This window comes from Shewanella holmiensis, from assembly GCF_025370255.1.
GTDB lineage: Bacteria > Pseudomonadota > Gammaproteobacteria > Enterobacterales > Shewanellaceae > Shewanella > Shewanella holmiensis.
The window spans coordinates 164,747-180,950 of the sequence record NZ_JAMTCD010000006.1 but is presented as its reverse complement, the minus strand read 5'-3'; the positions used below and the strand labels follow the sequence as shown (position 1 = coordinate 180,950).

The following is a 16,204-nucleotide window of genomic DNA, read 5'->3' as shown; positions in this document are numbered from 1 at the left end:
ATGCATCTTTAAATGCAAACGTTTACTGGGAATGGGGCAATATTTTCTGTTGCATAGTATACACGCTTTTTCGATTTATGAGTGATTTTACAATAATTGTGGACGTTCGACTTAAATTAGCCGTATTAGTGTTTTTATCTATGTTTGAGGGGGAATTCTACTTGCAATGAAACTCGATGCGCGGTTTAATTGCGCCGTTTTTTAACGGTCGACTTTTAAGGTTTAACACACTGACGAATGAGTCTTTATGGCCTCAAAAAATCAACCTAAGTAATTATGCATAAATGGATTATAAGTATTCATTTCTGCTTTAAGCAAACTTAGACAACCATTTGCAATGTCCCGCTATAATTGTTAAAACGAAGCGGCGAAAATGGCAAATAAAGTACGTATAGATGAAAAATCTACTAGATTTAATAATCGCGATCTGGCTAGAGAAAATTGCTATTTTTCATCTACTATACATCTCATAATGCGACAGCGTTATGTTGATTTTATTCACACACCTTATTGCATCTTTCAAACACAATGCAGCAAGGTAAATACGGAAAAAAATTATGTCTGATTGGTCTATTGAAGATGCTCGTGCGGGTTATAACGTAACTCATTGGAGCCAGGGTTTTTATGGTATTCGTGAAGATGGTGAAGTGACGGTTTCACCGAATCCATCTCAACCAGATCATAAAATCGCACTGAACGCATTAGCGAAAGATATGGTTAATGCGGGTGTATCATTACCTGTTTTAGTTCGTTTTCCACAAATTTTGCATCACCGTGTAGAAAGTTTGTGTGAAGCATTTAATGATGCCATTCAAAAGTACGAATATCAGAATGATTATTTGTTGGTTTATCCTATTAAGGTTAACCAGCAACAAACAGTTGTAGAAGAAATTCTTGCTAGCCAAACCTCTAAAGAAGTACCGCAATTAGGTTTAGAAGCGGGTAGTAAGCCAGAGTTAATGGCGGTATTAGCCATGGCGCAAAAAGCCAGCTCTGTGATCGTGTGTAATGGTTACAAAGATAAAGAATACATCCGCTTAGCACTAATTGGTGAAAAATTAGGCCATAAAGTTTACATCGTTCTTGAGAAGATGTCTGAACTTAAAATGGTATTAGAGCAAGCTCAAGAATTAGGTGTCACTCCACGTCTTGGTTTACGCGTTCGTTTAGCGTTCCAAGGCAAGGGTAAATGGCAGGCAAGTGGAGGTGAAAAATCAAAGTTTGGTTTATCAGCAGCGCAAGTATTGAAAGTGTTACAAGAACTAAAAGACACTAATATGCTTGACTCTTTACAGTTGCTACATTTCCACTTAGGTTCACAAATCGCTAATATTCGCGATATCCGTCAGGGTGTGGGTGAAGCAGGGCGTTTCTATTGTGAGTTACGTGAACTTGGTGCCAAAATTGAATGTTTCGATGTTGGTGGTGGTTTAGCCGTTGATTACGATGGCACCAGAAGCCAAAGCAACAACTCAATGAACTACGGTTTAAATGAGTACGCAAATAATATCGTTAATGTGCTAACTGATTTATGTCATGAATACGAGCAACCTATGCCACGTATTATTTCTGAGTCAGGTCGTCATCTAACAGCACATCATGCAGTACTGATTACTGACGTTATTGGTACTGAAGCATACATGCCTGAAGTGATTGAAGCGCCATCAGAAGATGCCCCACAATTATTGCACAACATGTGGCAATCTTGGTTGGAGATCAGCGGTGGTCAAGACCAGCGCGCGATGATTGAAATTTATCATGACACCCAAAGTGACATTGCTGAAGCGCACTCTTTGTTTGCTGTTGGTCAATTTACATTGGCTCACAGAGCTTGGGCTGAACAAACACATTTACGTGTATGTCATGAAGTTAAGGGCCTATTAAGTAATAATAACCGTTACCACCGTCCGGTTATTGATGAGTTAAATGAAAAGTTAGCTGATAAATTCTTTGTTAATTTCTCTTTATTCCAATCGTTACCAGATGCTTGGGGTATTGATCAAGTCTTCCCAGTGTTGCCTTTGTCAGGTTTAGATAAAGCGCCTGAGCGTCGTGCCGTTATGCTTGATATTACCTGTGATTCTGACGGTATTGTTGATCAATACGTTGACGGTCAAGGTATTGAAACAACATTGCCCGTTCCTGCGTGGAGTGCTGAAAGCCCGTACTTAATCGGTTTCTTTATGGTTGGTGCTTATCAAGAAATTCTTGGTGACATGCATAACCTATTTGGTGACACTAATTCGGCCGTTGTGCGTATTGATGAAGATGGTTTAACCAATATTGATTCAGTATTACAAGGTGATACCGTTGCTGATGTGCTGAAGTATGTGAACTTAGATGCCAATGCATTTATGCGTACATTCGAAGAATTAGTTGAGCAACATATTGCTGAAGACGAAAGAGCAAGTACATTAGAAGAGCTACAAGCGGGTCTTGATGGTTACACCTACCTTGAAGACTTTTAAATATTACTGATTTAATATTTGAGTAATTGATTGATAGTAAGGCTTAGTTATGAATAATGACTAAGCCTTTATTTATTTTTAATCTGTTGAGTCATTTAGTATTTATATGTTTTTTGAAGGTTCTGAAAAAAAAGCAGAAATAGGAATTGAGCCTACAACGGGCTCACTTCGTGCTTTGCCTTACTCTTTTTGGAAACAAATCGTGAGCTTAGCGAAAGCTGACATTTTGTCACAGATTAGTAACGATCAATGTGATGCCTACTTATTGAGCGAATCGAGCCTATTTGTTTGGGATCATAAAGTTGTGATTCTAACCTGTGGTTTATCGACATTAATTGATTGTGTTTATGGACTCGTCGATGCCATCGGGGTCAATAATATTGAATGGTTAACATATCAGCGTAAAAATGAATATGTAGCGCATCTGCAAGCGTCAACCTTTGTTGAAGATATCACTTCTTTAAGGCAAAGGCTTTCAGGAACGGCATGCCGAGTAGGGCATTTAGATAATCATCATCATTTTATTTTTACCAGCGGCATAGCTAACCTGATAGATCCCCAAGACAAAACCTGTGAAGTATTGATGTACCACATTAGCGGTGTTGTTGCTGACTATTTGCGCACCGAACAGCAATCTATTGCTCAGATATATTCGCTTTTACAATTAGATGAGTTATTTGCGGGATTTACATATGACGCGCATTTATTTACACCTTTAGGCTTCTCTATTAATGGTATTAAAGATGATTTGTATTACACCATTCACATTACGCCGCAAGAAAAAAGCTCATATGTCAGCATAGAAACCAATGTGGACCTCAATAATTATCCAGTGGATATTACCGCAAAATTATTGGCCATTTTACAGCCGCGCAGTTGGGATATTATTGGCTTTAACATTCAGGTAGCATCGCCAAATATGCCTGAAAATATCTGTTTAGGGCATTGCTCGTATCCGGTTAAGCAAGGTTATAATATACACTTTAGTCATCATCAGCAGTGTTGCACTGAAGTGCTAACCCCAGAGTTTTTGTAATACACAAACGTATAGGTAATAATCCAAATACCTGATATTTGACATCGATTTATCAGTTCCGTTAATACACTAGGTAAAGGGCAATGAATAAGTAGCGATTTAATCTGTGTTCAGTGATGTAGATTAATACTTGTTTACATTGTAATAATGTTGCTGGTGTGGCGGTTGGAAAGATTGCAATATACGTATGATTCAGCAGATACCTTTAACATTGTAGGCGGATGCTAGATTTAGAGATGTTAAACTTTTCGACCTAAGGTTAAGGCCTAGTTGAAATGTAATATTGCGCAGCCCTAATTAAAATAGGTGTCACATAAAACTGAGAGTCTTTTGAGGTAGTTTAACCCGCAATTTACTCAGTTAACTAAAGGAAATATATGAGCGATTTAAGTGATATCCGCCGCGAATATACCCAAGGTGGATTACGAAGAGCCGATTTACCCAGTAATCCAATGGACTTATTTGAAACCTGGTTAGCGCAAGCTAAAGACGCCAATTTATCAGACCCAACAGCAATGTGTGTTGCGACGGTTGATAAAAATGGTCAACCATTTCAACGCATCGTGTTACTAAAAAAGTTCGATGATAAAGGCTTTGTTTTTTTTACCAATCTAGAAAGTCGAAAAGCGTGTCATATCGAAACGAATAACAAGGTGAGTTTACATTTTCCTTGGCATCCTTTAGACCGCCAGGTGTCAGTCTTGGGCGAAGCAGAGCCTTTATCAATGATTGAAGTGGCAAAGTATTTTATGAGCAGGCCCAAAGATAGCCAAATTGCAGCCTGGGTATCAAAACAGTCGAGTAAGATTTCAGCTCGGCAGGCATTAGAGGGGAAATTTGCTGAAATGAAAGCAAAGTTTGCCCAAGGTGATGTGCCATTACCTAAGTTTTGGGGTGGATATTTAATACGTCCTCAAAGTATCGAATTTTGGCAAGGTGGTGAACACCGATTACATGACAGATTTTTGTATAGCAAATCGCCAGATTCATCCTGGCAAATTGACCGATTGGCGCCATAATAAGAGGCTATGATGCAAGCTAAAATTTGGGTGGATGCGGATGCTTGCCCTAATCCGGTAAAAGAGATGTTGTTTCGCGCGGCAGAGCGTAAATCAATTAATATCGTGTTAGTGGCAAATCAGATGATAAAAGTCCCGTTATCGCCTTTTATTAAAATGATCCGCGTAAATTCAGGTTTTGATGAAGCAGACAATTATATTGTTGAGCAACTTACACAAGGTGATTTAGTCATTACCGCCGATATCCCTTTAGCGTCAGATGCTATTGAGAAAGGGGCGCTGGCGATTAACCCTCGCGGTACGGTTTATACACCGGAAAATATTAAACAAACAGTAACAATGCGTGACTTTATGGAAGAAATGCGTAGCAGTGGTGTTCATACTCAGGGGCCGAATAGTTTTTCCCAAGCGGACAAACATGCCTTTGCACAATCATTAGATAAATGGTTAGTTAAACATCGCTGATCTATAATCAAAGAGTTTTTTACATGCAAAAGGATTTTAAGATGAAAAAATGGTTATCGGTTATTGCACTCGGTTTGTTGTCCAATGTTGCTCTTGCTGGTGATTGGTCAGTTAATAACAACCAATCAACAGTCAGTTTTATTTCTATTAAGAAAAGCGATATTGCAGAAGTACATCGTTTTAAGCAGGTTGAAGGAACGTTGACCGAAGCGGGCAAGTTTTCACTGACAATTGATTTAAGTAGTGTTGATACGGGCATTTTGATTCGAGATGAAAGGATGCAAGGGTTACTGTTTGAAGTGGCTCAGTTTCCTAAATTAACCTTAAATGCTTCAGTAAACCCCAAACTACTGGCTGATTTACATATCGGCGAGGTAATGACTTTACAGGTCGATGGTGAAATTGAGTTGCATGGTAAAAAGCAAACTAAAACCTTTAATGTATTAGTTGCTAAATTATCAGCAAAGAAAATGGTAGTGACAAGTTTAACGCCTGTTGTTGTTCAAGCGGGGGACTTTGATCTTGCTACCGGTGTTGAAAAGTTACGTGATATTGCCGGATTGACTAGCATCAGTTTAGCTGTGCCTGTGTCATTTGTGATAACTTTATCGCAATAGTTATGGCAATAAAAATATGAAGTATTGGTTATTGATGTTTGTGGGTGTTCATTATGATATGGATACCCCAACATAAACAGATATTGCCAACCTAATCCTTGGAGTTCAAATGGTTACAGATAAAGACGGTTACATGCATTTAATTCAGTATTTAACTGAACACTTAGGCTTGTTTGAAACGCCTGAAAATGATGCTTTAGTGTCTGAAACTGTTTTAGAATTATTTGAAGAGCAATTATCTGCCCAAATTATTATGGTGTGTGGTCAAAACCCACAATTATCATTTGCACAACGCAACATGGTTATTCGTGAAATTGACGCGATTGTATATGACTTAGAAGAAATTCTGGCTCAAGTTGCAAACCATAAAGCCACCCCAGAACAAAGTATTTTTATTGCTGAGTTTTCTGGTTTAATCAAAAATTTATTTGATCAAGAAATTGATCACTTATTGCGTTAGTTATTATTATCCTCAATATCCATTTTTAGGAACAAACATGTTGAAAAGCATTATTTTATCCATTGTTTTGTGTTTAAGTTTAACGTTTGCTCATGCAGCAGATAAGCAGATTTTAAAACAAACTGAAATGATGACAGTCGATAAGTCTGGTTTGATGTACCACGCTCGTATGGATACTGGGGCTGTTAATTCCTCATTGCATGCTGTTGATTTAACTATCATTGGTGGTGCAGCAAAGAAGATGAAACAAAATATTGGTAAAACGGTTGAATTTACAACAGAAAACGAAAAAGGTGAAAAAAAACGTATGAAGGCTGAAATTGTCAGCACTTCAACGGTTAAAAACTCACAGGGTACCGAAACCCGTTACATGGTTAATCTTGAAATAGGCTTTCCAGACGCGTTAAAGAAAGTAAAAGTTAATTTACGAGATCGCAGTCATATGGATTATAAGCTGTTGATTGGTCGTAACTTTCTAAAAAAAGACTACATTGTTGATGTTTCTGAAAAGAAGACTATTGGTCCAATTGCCAAGTTAAATATCAAGCAAGCAAATTTAATTTACAACACGCGTATTGATACTGGTGCGGTTGAAAACTCATTGCATGCTGTCAATCTACGCATCGAGAAAGAAGATAAAACCGATATGGAAAATAATATCGGTAAAATGATCACTTTTACCACTGAAAATGATAAAGGTAAAAAAGTCGATATTCGTACAAAAATTCGTGGTACTTCACTTATTCGTAATGCGCAAGGGTCTGAAATTCGTTACATGGTGCGTTTAAGTGTAGGTGAGCCAGGGCAAGAGTTTCTAGTTGACGTGAATTTAAAAGACCGTAGCAAAATGAGCCATAAATTATTAATTGGCCGTAACTGGTTACAAGGCCATTACATGGTCGATGTTTCAAAAAAATAATTATCACTCAATAAGATTGTTGAAGCCTTAATGGAAACGTTAAGGCTTTTTTATTGTCTTCAAATTGATATGTAACGCCAGAACAGCGCAGTAAAATTAATGGAAAATAGTTTGTCCGCAACCTAGATCCCACAGCTCATCGATTTATTTAGTCATATAGCATCTATCTTGGAAAGGTTCTAACTCGATGAGAACCATATGTTGTGTATGACAATCGCAGTATCACGCTCATATTTTCGGTTATGTTTTATGAGTTAACCAGAGTTAGGTTGTTTAATAGGCATTCTAGTTAAATATATAATGGTCGAGTTTTTTGACTTTTAGCTTCACCATATTCCTGACTCACTGGTGCATGAAATCGTGACGATATGCCAGCAATAAAAGCGATAATAAAAGGATTTTAAGCATGATGGGCATCAGCAAGACGTGTTTCATGTTCTTCGATATCCTAGAAGGCTTAGGGGGAATTATGCATGATATGGCTTAAGGTTAATCAAAGCTGCTCAAAGTTGCTCAAAGCTTTATAAGGAGATAACCGATTCTGTAAAAGTGTAATTTTGTGATCCCAATAAATCATTCTGCCAGCAAACTCAGAAGTTTATCTGCTCACCACATGATGCCCGTTTAGTTTAAACGCTTTGTTTAAAGCAATAAAAAAGGCGCCTAGGCACCTTTTTACTGCTTAATACATCTCATCGTTATTACAGCTTTAAACCAACCAATAACTGATCTAGTTGTTCAGCTGTTGCGTGTAGCTCATCACAACCAGACACCGATTGGTTTGCCGATTGCTCGACATTATGGGATTGATTACGAATTTCCATTAAATTGGTCGCAATCTCATTAGCCACTGCAGATTGTTCATCGGCAGAGGTCGCAATTAACACACTCATCTCTAAAACACGATTACTATGGTGAGCAATGTTGACTAAGTCTTCACCTGTTTGTAAAACATGCTTTTTACCTTCAGATGCTTGTTCAACCGTCCGTGACATTAACTGGGTAAGGTTGCGAGTGCCTGATTGTAATGCTTCAATCATGGTTTTGATTTCGACAGTAGCAGATTGTGTTCTGCCAGCAAGCGTTCGTACTTCATCAGCTACGACCGCGAAACCACGACCTTGTTCGCCAGCACGAGCCGCTTCAATGGCTGCGTTCAATGCCAATAGGTTTGTTTGTTCTGAAATCGCATTAATGGTTGTGACAACGGCATCAATTTTACTGGCGTTATCATTTAACACGCCAACGGCGTTCGATGCCTGTCCAATTTCATAAGATAGCACATCAATCGCGTGAACCGTTGTTTCAATGTCTTTTGAGCCTGCTGAGACTTGGCTGTTGGTTTCTTCCGTTTCACTGGATGATTGCTCAGCGTTACGTGCCACTTCTTTTACCGCAGCGGTCATTTCTTCCATCGCAGTAGCGAGAGAATCTAAATGTTGGCGCTGATTGACGGCCATAGATTGGCCTTCTTGAGCAGTTGTTCTAAAGCCTGAAACGACAGTACGAATTTGATCTGTTGCTTGCGTGATTTGCTTCACTAATGTGTGCTGGCGCTCAACCAAAGCATCAATACTGATAGCTAAAATACTAAACTCATCTTTTACTTCAAAAAAGTTTAATCGGCCCGTTAAGTCGCCGTTAGCAGCACGTTTTAATGCCATAACTGTGGTATATAACGCGCCACCAACAAAGGTAGAAATATAATAAGCAAAAGCAAAAAGGACGATTAATAACACCACCATAACGCCGTATGCAGCAGTGGTATTGGTATCATCTTTTATTAACTGATTGGCAGCCAGTTCACTGACAATGACCCTGTCATGACTGTTTACACCACTGACAATACGAATTCTATTGCCTTGAATATCAACACCGCCGCCTTGTTGAGCTAAATTTCGTAGTTGGTTATCAAGGTTATCAACTGTCATTAGTTGGCTGGTATTCGATAGTTGACTATTCAAGTCATTTTGCTTGCTTTCTTCGATTAAGTCGTAAGCATTATCTAAATAATTATTTGCCTGCTTAATGAACTGGAGCTGATTGTCAATGTTGCTGGACATCAAGTTATTGGCATGTTGTTGATTTAGAAATACGGTTAAACCAATAATCATCAACATTGGAACGATGGCTAAAATGCTAAATTTTGTTTTTAAAGTCATGTGGATAAGGTATTGATCTATCCATCTAAATTTTACTTCTTTCATTAGTGCCTCTTGTTGTAATGGGCTTGGTATTTAGCTACATACGATAATTATCTATCGGTATGGTTTAGGTTAACTTTAGCTTAACATTCTGGGTTAAGGTTGGTTGATTATTTTATAAGCCAAGTTAAGGTGATTAAGGGTATGTAACAAAATGAATCATCGGTTATGTTAAGTGTAATCGAAGTTATACATCTGGCACCACCGAATTTAAACCACAATATAGTCACCTTTATTATGTTATTCAAAAATAGCGCCATGGATTATTAGTGCTAGGGGACTAAAACAGCACATAAGTGGCTAAAAAGGTCTAGTAATCTGTTGGCTGCTAACGTAAAATTTGTCTCTTTTATTTTAATTGATCGAAAAATATCACTTAGGCTAGCTTAAAGGATATTTTGACGATCTTATCGTCAAATATGATGGTAAAAATCGCATTAGTAATGCCCAGATGCAGTGGATGAATAAATGCAGCAGTTAACAGAGATCGTAGAACAAGCCTTAGCGGTGATAGAGCAGGCCAGTGATCTAAAGGCATTGGATGATATCCGTGTCGACTACCTTGGTAAGAAAGGTAAAATCACTGACATGATGAAAATGATGGGTCAATTAAGTGCAGAAGAAAAACCTGCCTTTGGACAAGCCGTCAACCAAGCCAAGCAAGCTGTACAGCAGAAGTTATCTGATCGTATAGAAGGCTTAAAGGCATCTGAACTTGAAGCTAAACTAGCTGCCGAGCAAATCGATGTAACTTTACCAGGCCGCACCATAGATAATGGCGGTTTACATCCAGTCACCCGCACTATAGACCGTATCGAAACCTTTTTTGGTGAGCTTGGTTTTACAGTGAAAGATGGGCCTGAAATAGAAGATGATTTTCATAACTTTGATGCATTAAACATTTCAGAGCACCATCCAGCACGTGCAGATCATGATACGTTTTACTTTAATCCAAAAGTCATGCTGCGCACGCAAACATCAGGTGTTCAAATTCGTACCATGGAGCATGAGCAGCCTCCGTTGCGTATTATTTCACCGGGGCGTGTTTATCGTAATGACTATGATCAAACCCACACACCTATGTTCCACCAAGTAGAAGGGTTAATGGTTGCTGAGAATGTAAACTTTGCTGAATTAAAAGGCATTTTACATGATTTTTTACGTAACTTTTTCGAAGAAGACTTACAAGTTCGCTTCCGTCCATCTTATTTCCCATTCACAGAGCCTTCAGCAGAAGTTGATGTAATGGGCAAAAATGGCAAATGGTTAGAAGTATTAGGCTGCGGTATGGTACATCCGAATGTACTGCGCAGTGTTGGTATTGATCCTGAGAAGTACTCTGGATTTGCTTTTGGTATGGGGGTTGAGCGGTTGACCATGTTGCGTTACGGCGTCAATGATTTACGTGCCTTCTTTGAAAACGATTTACGTTTTCTTAAGCAATTCAAATAACGGAGCAATATTAGATGAAATTCAGTGAATCTTGGCTTCGTGAGTGGGTTAACCCAACAGTAAGTCGTGACGAATTATCACACCAAATTACTATGGCTGGTCTTGAAGTCGACGGCGTCGAGCCTGTAGCGGCAGATTTTAGTGGCGTGATTGTAGGTGAGGTCGTTGAGTGTGGTCAGCACCCTGATGCCGATAAATTACGTGTAACAAAAATCAATGTAGGTGAAGCAGAGCTGATTGATATTGTCTGCGGTGCACCAAATTGTCGTTTAGGTTTAAAAGTTGCCGTTGCCATGGTGGGTGCTGTATTACCTGGCGACTTTAAAATCAAAAAAGCAAAATTACGCGGCCAGCCATCTTTCGGTATGCTGTGTTCATATTCTGAACTTGGTATCGATATCGAAAGTGATGGCATTATTGAACTACCAGTAGATGCGCCTATTGGCCAAAGTGTACGCGAGTATTTAGATTTAGATGATGCAGTAATTGATGTTGATCTAACCGCTAACCGTGCTGATTGCCTAGGTATGGCAGGTCTTGCTCGTGAAGTTGGCGTTTTGAACCGTCAAGCGGTTGTGGAGCCAACATGGCAAGCCGTTGAAGCAAGTATTGATGCTCCAATCGCCATTAACGTTGATGCCAAAGCAGCATGTCCACGTTATTTAGGCCGTGTGGTTAAAAACATCAATATTAACGCTGAAACCCCATTATGGATGCAAGAGAAATTGCGTCGTAGTGGTATTCGCTCTATTGACCCAATTGTTGACATTACTAATTTTGTGTTGATTGAATTTGGTCAACCAATGCACGCGTTTGACTTAAATACCCTCAATGGCGGCATCAATGTGCGCTTAGCTGACGGTGTTGAAAAGCTTACTTTACTTGATGGCAATGAAATTACGGTTCCAAGTGATACCTTAGTGATTGCTGATGATAAACAAGCTATCGCATTAGCGGGTGTATTTGGTGGTGAAGCAACGGGAGTCAGTGATACAACTAAAGACATTCTTTTAGAATGTGCTTTCTTCGCGCCACTCGCTATCATGGGTAAATCTCGTTGCCTAGGCTTACACACAGACGCCTCACACCGTTTTGAGCGTGGTGTAGACCCACAGCTGCAACACAAGGTAATGGATCGCGCTACTCGTCTAGTATTAGATATTTGTGGTGGTGAAGCCGGTCAAGTAATTGAAGCGCTAGCCAGCGAGCATTTGCCTCAGCCTGTTAGCATTCTATTACGCCGCAGTAAATTAGATAAAACATTAGGTCATGTGATTTCTGATGCTGACGTGGTCGAAATTCTAACGTGTTTAGGATTTAGCGTTGCAGCTGCCAATAATGATTGGACAGTGACAACCGCAACATATCGTTTTGATATGGCAATCGAAGAAGATTTGATTGAAGAAGTGGCTCGTATTTACGGTTATGACAATATTCCCAATACAGCGCCACAAGCTGCATTAAAGATGTCAGATCATAAAGAATCAAACATTCCACTTAAGCGTGTTCGCAACATGTTAGTGGCACGTGGGTTCCAAGAAGCAATTACTTACAGTTTTGTTGACCCTAAAATGCAAGCTCTTGTTCATCCTGAACAAGAGACCATGATTTTGCCAAATCCAATTTCGACAGAGATGTCGTCAATGCGTTTGTCTATGTTTACTGGTTTGTTGACTGCCGTGGGTTACAACCAAAGCCGCCAGCAAGGCCGTGTACGCTTATTTGAGACCGGTTTACGCTTTGTTCCTGACGCAAATGCCGATGCAGGTGTTCGTCAGCAAGCTATGATTGGTGCAGTGATTTCAGGCGTTCAAAACGATGAACATTGGTCAATGGAATCCAAAACTGTCGACTTCTTTGATTTAAAAGGTGATTTAGAAGCAATAATCGGCTTGACAGTTGCCGCTTCTGAATTTAGCTTTAAAGCAGCAACGCATCCTGCGCTACATCCAGGACAATGTGCTGAAATATTAAGAAATAATCGAGTCATTGGTCATATAGGTGCTATCCATCCTAGTTTGGAGAAGCCTTTTGGACTTAATGGTAAAACAATCGTTTTTGAGTTAGAACTGGACGCTTTATTACATGCCAGTTTGCCGCTAGCCCAAGCTGTATCTAAGTTTCCAGCTAATCGACGTGATATCGCCGTAGTTGTAGATGATCAAGTATCTGCAATTGATGTTATTAATTTGATAAGAAAAGTTGGCGAAAATCAGTTGGTTGGCTTAAACTTGTTCGATGTATACTTAGGTAAAGGTGTAGAACCCGGCAAAAAGAGCTTGGCAATCGCACTTACGTTACAAGACACTACTCGTACGCTTGAAGAAAAAGACATTACAGCGACTATGGACGCGGTAATTTCTGCTCTAAAGACCGAGTTCAACGCATCGTTGAGGGATTAAAGTATGGCACTTACCAAAGCCGAAATGGCAGAACATCTATTTGAAACACTTGGTATTAATAAGCGTGTGGCTAAAGAGATGGTGGAGTCTTTCTTTGAAGAAATTCGTGAAGCACTCGAAAATGGTGAGCAGGTCAAGTTATCTGGTTTTGGCAACTTTGACCTTAGGGACAAGAATCAAAGACCGGGAAGGAACCCGAAAACTGGTGAAGATATTCCAATTTCTGCGCGCCGTGTTGTGACTTTCCGTCCTGGACAAAAGTTAAAAGCACGAGTAGAAGCCGCTAACGCTGGCAAGAAATAAATTCACAAGTTGAATTAAGCTTATCTGCTTTAAATAAAAAAGTGAAAGAGCCACTCAGGTTGAGTGGCTCTTTTTTTGAAATTTGCTGATCTAACTTGGCATGCTATTATTCGGTCTCGATTTTTTGATGAGGTTTATCTTTTGGCTCGACAACAAAAGCATTTTGATACACGCTTTACTTTAGCATTATTGCACCCACGTCTTTGGGGTACATGGCTGGCAATTGTTGTATTATTCTTATTTGGTATTTTACCTGCAGTTATCCGCGATCCTATAGCAAATGTGTTGGCTAAACTTGTTATGCGAATTGCGACTAAGCCAATTGCCATTGCGCGTATTAATATTCGCCACTGTTTTCCTGAAATGCACGACGATGAACTTAATGCTCTGATTAAAAAGAACGTCGATGCATTTGTGCTGTGCCTGTTATCTCAGGCTGAATTACTTTGTCGTTCTAAAGCGCACATTAAGCGTCGTGTTAAATTACATGGATTTGAACACGTTGAAAAAGTGAGGGCAGAGGGCCGGCCAATTATTTTTATTATGCCTCATGTTTGGCCTATTGATTATGCTGGTTTAAGGTTAAACCTTGAAATACCTATGGTGTCTATGGCTAAAGCGCACCGTAACAGGTTATTTAATTGGTTCAGTAACCGTTTACGCAGCCGTATGGGGGGAAGAATTTATATGCGAGAAGCAGGCATTCGCGCTTTGCTCTCAGAATTAAAGAACGATCACAGTTTTTTCTATTTACCAGATGAAGATTTGGGGCCACAACAAAGTGTATTTTCACCATTTCTAGGCACAACCAAAGCGACGTTACCCGTAGTTGGTCGCTTGGCTAAGGCGGGTAAAGCTAAAGTGATGCCTGTGACGATTGGATATGATCAGCATGATAGAGTGTTTAACTTAACTGTCTTGCCTGACGTTGAAACTGACACTATGGATACAAAAGAGAATGAGGCACTAGTATTAAACCAAATGGTAGAGCAAGTGATTAAGGCTTATCCGGAGCAATACATGTGGTTTTTGAAAATGTTAAAAACCCGTCCCCCCGGTGAGGCAGAGATCTACTAAACTTATTCTTATATGATCATAATAAAACTAAGAGATCACCATAATAGAATTTAACGATTTATTGTCAGTATTATCGTTTGTTGTTTATACCTACGACAACCGCCCGATAACATTACTGCAAATTATTCAAGTACCGCTTTATATTTTTCTAACCTGGTTAATTGTGACTCGAGTTGGAAAGGTTATTGTGCGCGCGCTTAAAAAGCGCAATGTTAGCGCTGATGCTGTGCATTTATTCTCACGAATGTATTTAGTGTAAATGATTGCCATTTTGGCGATCACCAGTATGGATATTCTGAATATTCCACTCACTGCATTTGCATCAGGTGCGATAGCCATTGGGGTCGGTTTTGGCGCACAAAACATTATTAACAACTTTATTTCTGGTTGGATTTTAATGTGGGAGCGTCCGATCCGGATTGGTGACTTTTTAGAAGTTGGTGATGCACGAGGTGTAGTTGAATGCATTAATACCCGTTCAACTTTAATCCGACGAAATGACGGTGTGCACATGTTAGTGCCAAACAGTCAGTTGCTGGAAAACACCGTAACCAACTGGACACTGATTGATAAAAATGCCCGTACTTTTGTGCGTGTAGGTGTGTCATATGGCTCAGATGTGTTGCTGGTGCAAACGTTATTATTTCAGGTGTTAGAAGAGCGTGATGACATTTTGCCACATCCCAAACCTATCGTCCTGTTTGAGGATTTTGGTGATAACGCACTTATTTTTGATATGGTATTTTGGGTGAATGCGGTATCTGAAACTGATATTCGCCGTCGCCGCAGTGAAATTCGCTTTAGAATTTATGATTTATTCAATCAAAATGATATTTGTATCGCATACCCTCAAAGAGATATTCATCTTGATGGTAATTTGACGATTAATCATGGTGATAAAACCCAATAATTTCAGTACTGAGAACGATGTTGCTGGGTATTAAAAAATTGACGCATCGGCTGAGATTTGCTTATTGTCAACTCAATACGTAAAGGGTTTGAGAACAACTCAGCTTATTGATGCTTGACGATTTGCTAACTGAATTTACAACAGAATTTGTAGCAGGGTTATAGCAAGTTATATTGAAAACATTCCAGTCGTGTGTAACGTCTGGAATGTTTTTTTTCAAGGTTACTTAACCTCAATTAAGATTACTTTTTTGCTTTGGTATGTCGCTCTAGTAGATTTTGATTAATATCCGCCATCGACAAACCTTGATCTTCAAGGAGTACGATTAAGTGATACATAAGATCAGATGCCTCGTTAACCAATTCTTCTTTATCATGGGTTGCCGCAGCGAGGGCCGTTTCTAAACCTTCTTCACCAACTTTTTGAGCTATTCGTTTAGTACCACGTTCAAACAAGGATGCCGTATAACTTGAATCAGCACTTTGTCCTTTACGTGAAATAATCACTTTGGTGAGATTATCAATAAAACAATGCGCATTGCCATCAGGCCAGCAACTTTCTGTGCCAGTGTGGCATGTTGGGCCGTTCGGGATCACTTGAACCAATAAGCTGTCGTTATCGCAGTCTTTATCAATCGCGATGAGCTGCAAGGTATTGCCAGAGGTCTCACCTTTAGTCCATAAACGTTGTTTAGAACGACTGAAAAACGTGACATTTTTGCTGGTTAAGGTTTTTTCCAGTGCGGCTTTATCCATATAACCCAGCATCAGTACTTTGCCTGTTAAGTGGTTTTGCACAACTGCAGGGATTAATCCATCTTGTTTGTCCCAGGCTAAGCTTGCACTATCAAAAGTTATTTGTGTCATCTTGAC

At 39.4% G+C, this 16,204-nt stretch carries 13 protein-coding genes and 1 pseudogene; 12 read left to right on the top strand and 2 right to left on the bottom strand.

Features of this window, described 5'->3' with window-relative positions; genetic code table 11:
- Window positions 1–557: 557 nt before the first annotated feature.
- From speA to NE535_RS06940, 7 genes are all read left to right on the top strand, one after another.
- Entirely contained in the window at window positions 558–2,468 is a 1,911-nt protein-coding gene (gene speA, locus NE535_RS06970) for a biosynthetic arginine decarboxylase (RefSeq protein ID WP_261297927.1), read from the top strand.
- A 106-nt stretch (window positions 2,469–2,574) separates the two neighbouring features.
- Window positions 2,575–3,504, top strand: coding sequence for an S-adenosylmethionine decarboxylase proenzyme (locus tag NE535_RS06965; protein WP_261297926.1), 930 nt, complete (start codon window positions 2,575–2,577; stop codon window positions 3,502–3,504).
- 377 nt (window positions 3,505–3,881) lie between these two features.
- Complete coding sequence (pdxH, locus tag NE535_RS06960) at window positions 3,882–4,523, top strand: pyridoxamine 5'-phosphate oxidase (RefSeq protein ID WP_261297925.1); 642 nt, start codon at window positions 3,882–3,884, stop codon at window positions 4,521–4,523.
- Window positions 4,524–4,532: 9 nt separating this feature from the next.
- The gene (locus NE535_RS06955; RefSeq protein WP_261297924.1) at window positions 4,533–4,988 is read left to right on the top strand and encodes a YaiI/YqxD family protein; all 456 of its coding nucleotides are present in this window, start codon (window positions 4,533–4,535) and stop codon (window positions 4,986–4,988) included.
- Between the two features lie 41 nt (window positions 4,989–5,029).
- On the top strand, window positions 5,030–5,605 hold the full coding sequence (locus tag NE535_RS06950; protein WP_261297923.1) for a YceI family protein: 576 nt from the start codon (window positions 5,030–5,032) through the stop codon (window positions 5,603–5,605).
- 109 nt (window positions 5,606–5,714) lie between these two features.
- Complete coding sequence (locus tag NE535_RS06945; RefSeq protein WP_261297922.1) at window positions 5,715–6,065, top strand: DUF3802 family protein; 351 nt, start codon at window positions 5,715–5,717, stop codon at window positions 6,063–6,065.
- A 37-nt stretch (window positions 6,066–6,102) separates the two neighbouring features.
- The gene (locus tag NE535_RS06940) at window positions 6,103–6,984 is read left to right on the top strand and encodes a putative ATP-dependent zinc protease (protein ID WP_261297921.1); all 882 of its coding nucleotides are present in this window, start codon (window positions 6,103–6,105) and stop codon (window positions 6,982–6,984) included.
- 701 nt (window positions 6,985–7,685) lie between these two features.
- On the opposite strand, the gene NE535_RS06935 is transcribed toward NE535_RS06940, so the two are convergent.
- Window positions 7,686–9,191: a methyl-accepting chemotaxis protein gene (locus NE535_RS06935; RefSeq protein WP_261297920.1), complete on the bottom strand. Its 1,506-nt coding sequence runs from the start codon at window positions 9,189–9,191 to the stop codon at window positions 7,686–7,688.
- A 465-nt stretch (window positions 9,192–9,656) separates the two neighbouring features.
- On the opposite strand from NE535_RS06935, the gene pheS reads away from it, so the two are divergent.
- From pheS to NE535_RS06910, 5 genes and pseudogenes are all read left to right on the top strand, one after another.
- Window positions 9,657–10,640 (top strand): phenylalanine--tRNA ligase subunit alpha, encoded by a 984-nt coding sequence (gene pheS / locus NE535_RS06930; protein ID WP_261297919.1) that lies wholly within the window; start codon window positions 9,657–9,659, stop codon window positions 10,638–10,640.
- 14 nt (window positions 10,641–10,654) lie between these two features.
- Complete coding sequence (gene pheT / locus NE535_RS06925) at window positions 10,655–13,042, top strand: phenylalanine--tRNA ligase subunit beta (RefSeq protein WP_261297918.1); 2,388 nt, start codon at window positions 10,655–10,657, stop codon at window positions 13,040–13,042.
- A gap of 3 nt (window positions 13,043–13,045) precedes the next feature.
- Window positions 13,046–13,345 carry an integration host factor subunit alpha gene (gene ihfA, locus NE535_RS06920; protein ID WP_188839917.1) on the top strand — a complete coding sequence of 100 codons (300 nt, stop codon included), beginning with the start codon at window positions 13,046–13,048 and terminating at the stop codon, window positions 13,343–13,345.
- Window positions 13,346–13,486: 141 nt separating this feature from the next.
- Window positions 13,487–14,422, top strand: coding sequence for a lauroyl-Kdo(2)-lipid IV(A) myristoyltransferase (gene lpxM / locus NE535_RS06915; protein WP_261297917.1), 936 nt, complete (start codon window positions 13,487–13,489; stop codon window positions 14,420–14,422).
- 43 nt (window positions 14,423–14,465) lie between these two features.
- Window positions 14,466–15,332 (top strand): annotated as a pseudogene (locus NE535_RS06910) (mechanosensitive ion channel family protein).
- 242 nt (window positions 15,333–15,574) lie between these two features.
- Here the strand turns inward: NE535_RS06910 and hisIE are convergent.
- A complete protein-coding gene (gene hisIE / locus NE535_RS06905) occupies window positions 15,575–16,198 on the bottom strand; it encodes a bifunctional phosphoribosyl-AMP cyclohydrolase/phosphoribosyl-ATP diphosphatase HisIE (RefSeq protein WP_261297916.1) in 624 nt (207 codons plus the stop codon).
- Window positions 16,199–16,204 lie beyond the last annotated feature (6 nt).

Bases quoted from the DNA above. Each gene is read 5' to 3' on its own strand.
- NE535_RS06940 (WP_261297921.1), top strand. From the start codon at position 6,103: ATGTTGAAAAGCATTATTTTATCCATTGTTTTGTGTTTAAGTTTAACG.
- pheS (WP_261297919.1), top strand. From the start codon at position 9,657: ATGCAGCAGTTAACAGAGATCGTAGAACAAGCCTTAGCGGTGATAGAG.
- pdxH (WP_261297925.1), top strand. From the start codon at position 3,882: ATGAGCGATTTAAGTGATATCCGCCGCGAATATACCCAAGGTGGATTA.
- NE535_RS06945 (WP_261297922.1), top strand. From the start codon at position 5,715: ATGGTTACAGATAAAGACGGTTACATGCATTTAATTCAGTATTTAACT.
- NE535_RS06950 (WP_261297923.1), top strand. From the start codon at position 5,030: ATGAAAAAATGGTTATCGGTTATTGCACTCGGTTTGTTGTCCAATGTT.
- NE535_RS06955 (WP_261297924.1), top strand. From the start codon at position 4,533: ATGATGCAAGCTAAAATTTGGGTGGATGCGGATGCTTGCCCTAATCCG.
- hisIE (WP_261297916.1), bottom strand. From the start codon at position 16,198: ATGACACAAATAACTTTTGATAGTGCAAGCTTAGCCTGGGACAAACAA.
- pheT (WP_261297918.1), top strand. From the start codon at position 10,655: ATGAAATTCAGTGAATCTTGGCTTCGTGAGTGGGTTAACCCAACAGTA.
- ihfA (WP_188839917.1), top strand. From the start codon at position 13,046: ATGGCACTTACCAAAGCCGAAATGGCAGAACATCTATTTGAAACACTT.
- speA (WP_261297927.1), top strand. From the start codon at position 558: ATGTCTGATTGGTCTATTGAAGATGCTCGTGCGGGTTATAACGTAACT.
- NE535_RS06965 (WP_261297926.1), top strand. From the start codon at position 2,575: ATGTTTTTTGAAGGTTCTGAAAAAAAAGCAGAAATAGGAATTGAGCCT.
- NE535_RS06935 (WP_261297920.1), bottom strand. From the start codon at position 9,191: ATGAAAGAAGTAAAATTTAGATGGATAGATCAATACCTTATCCACATG.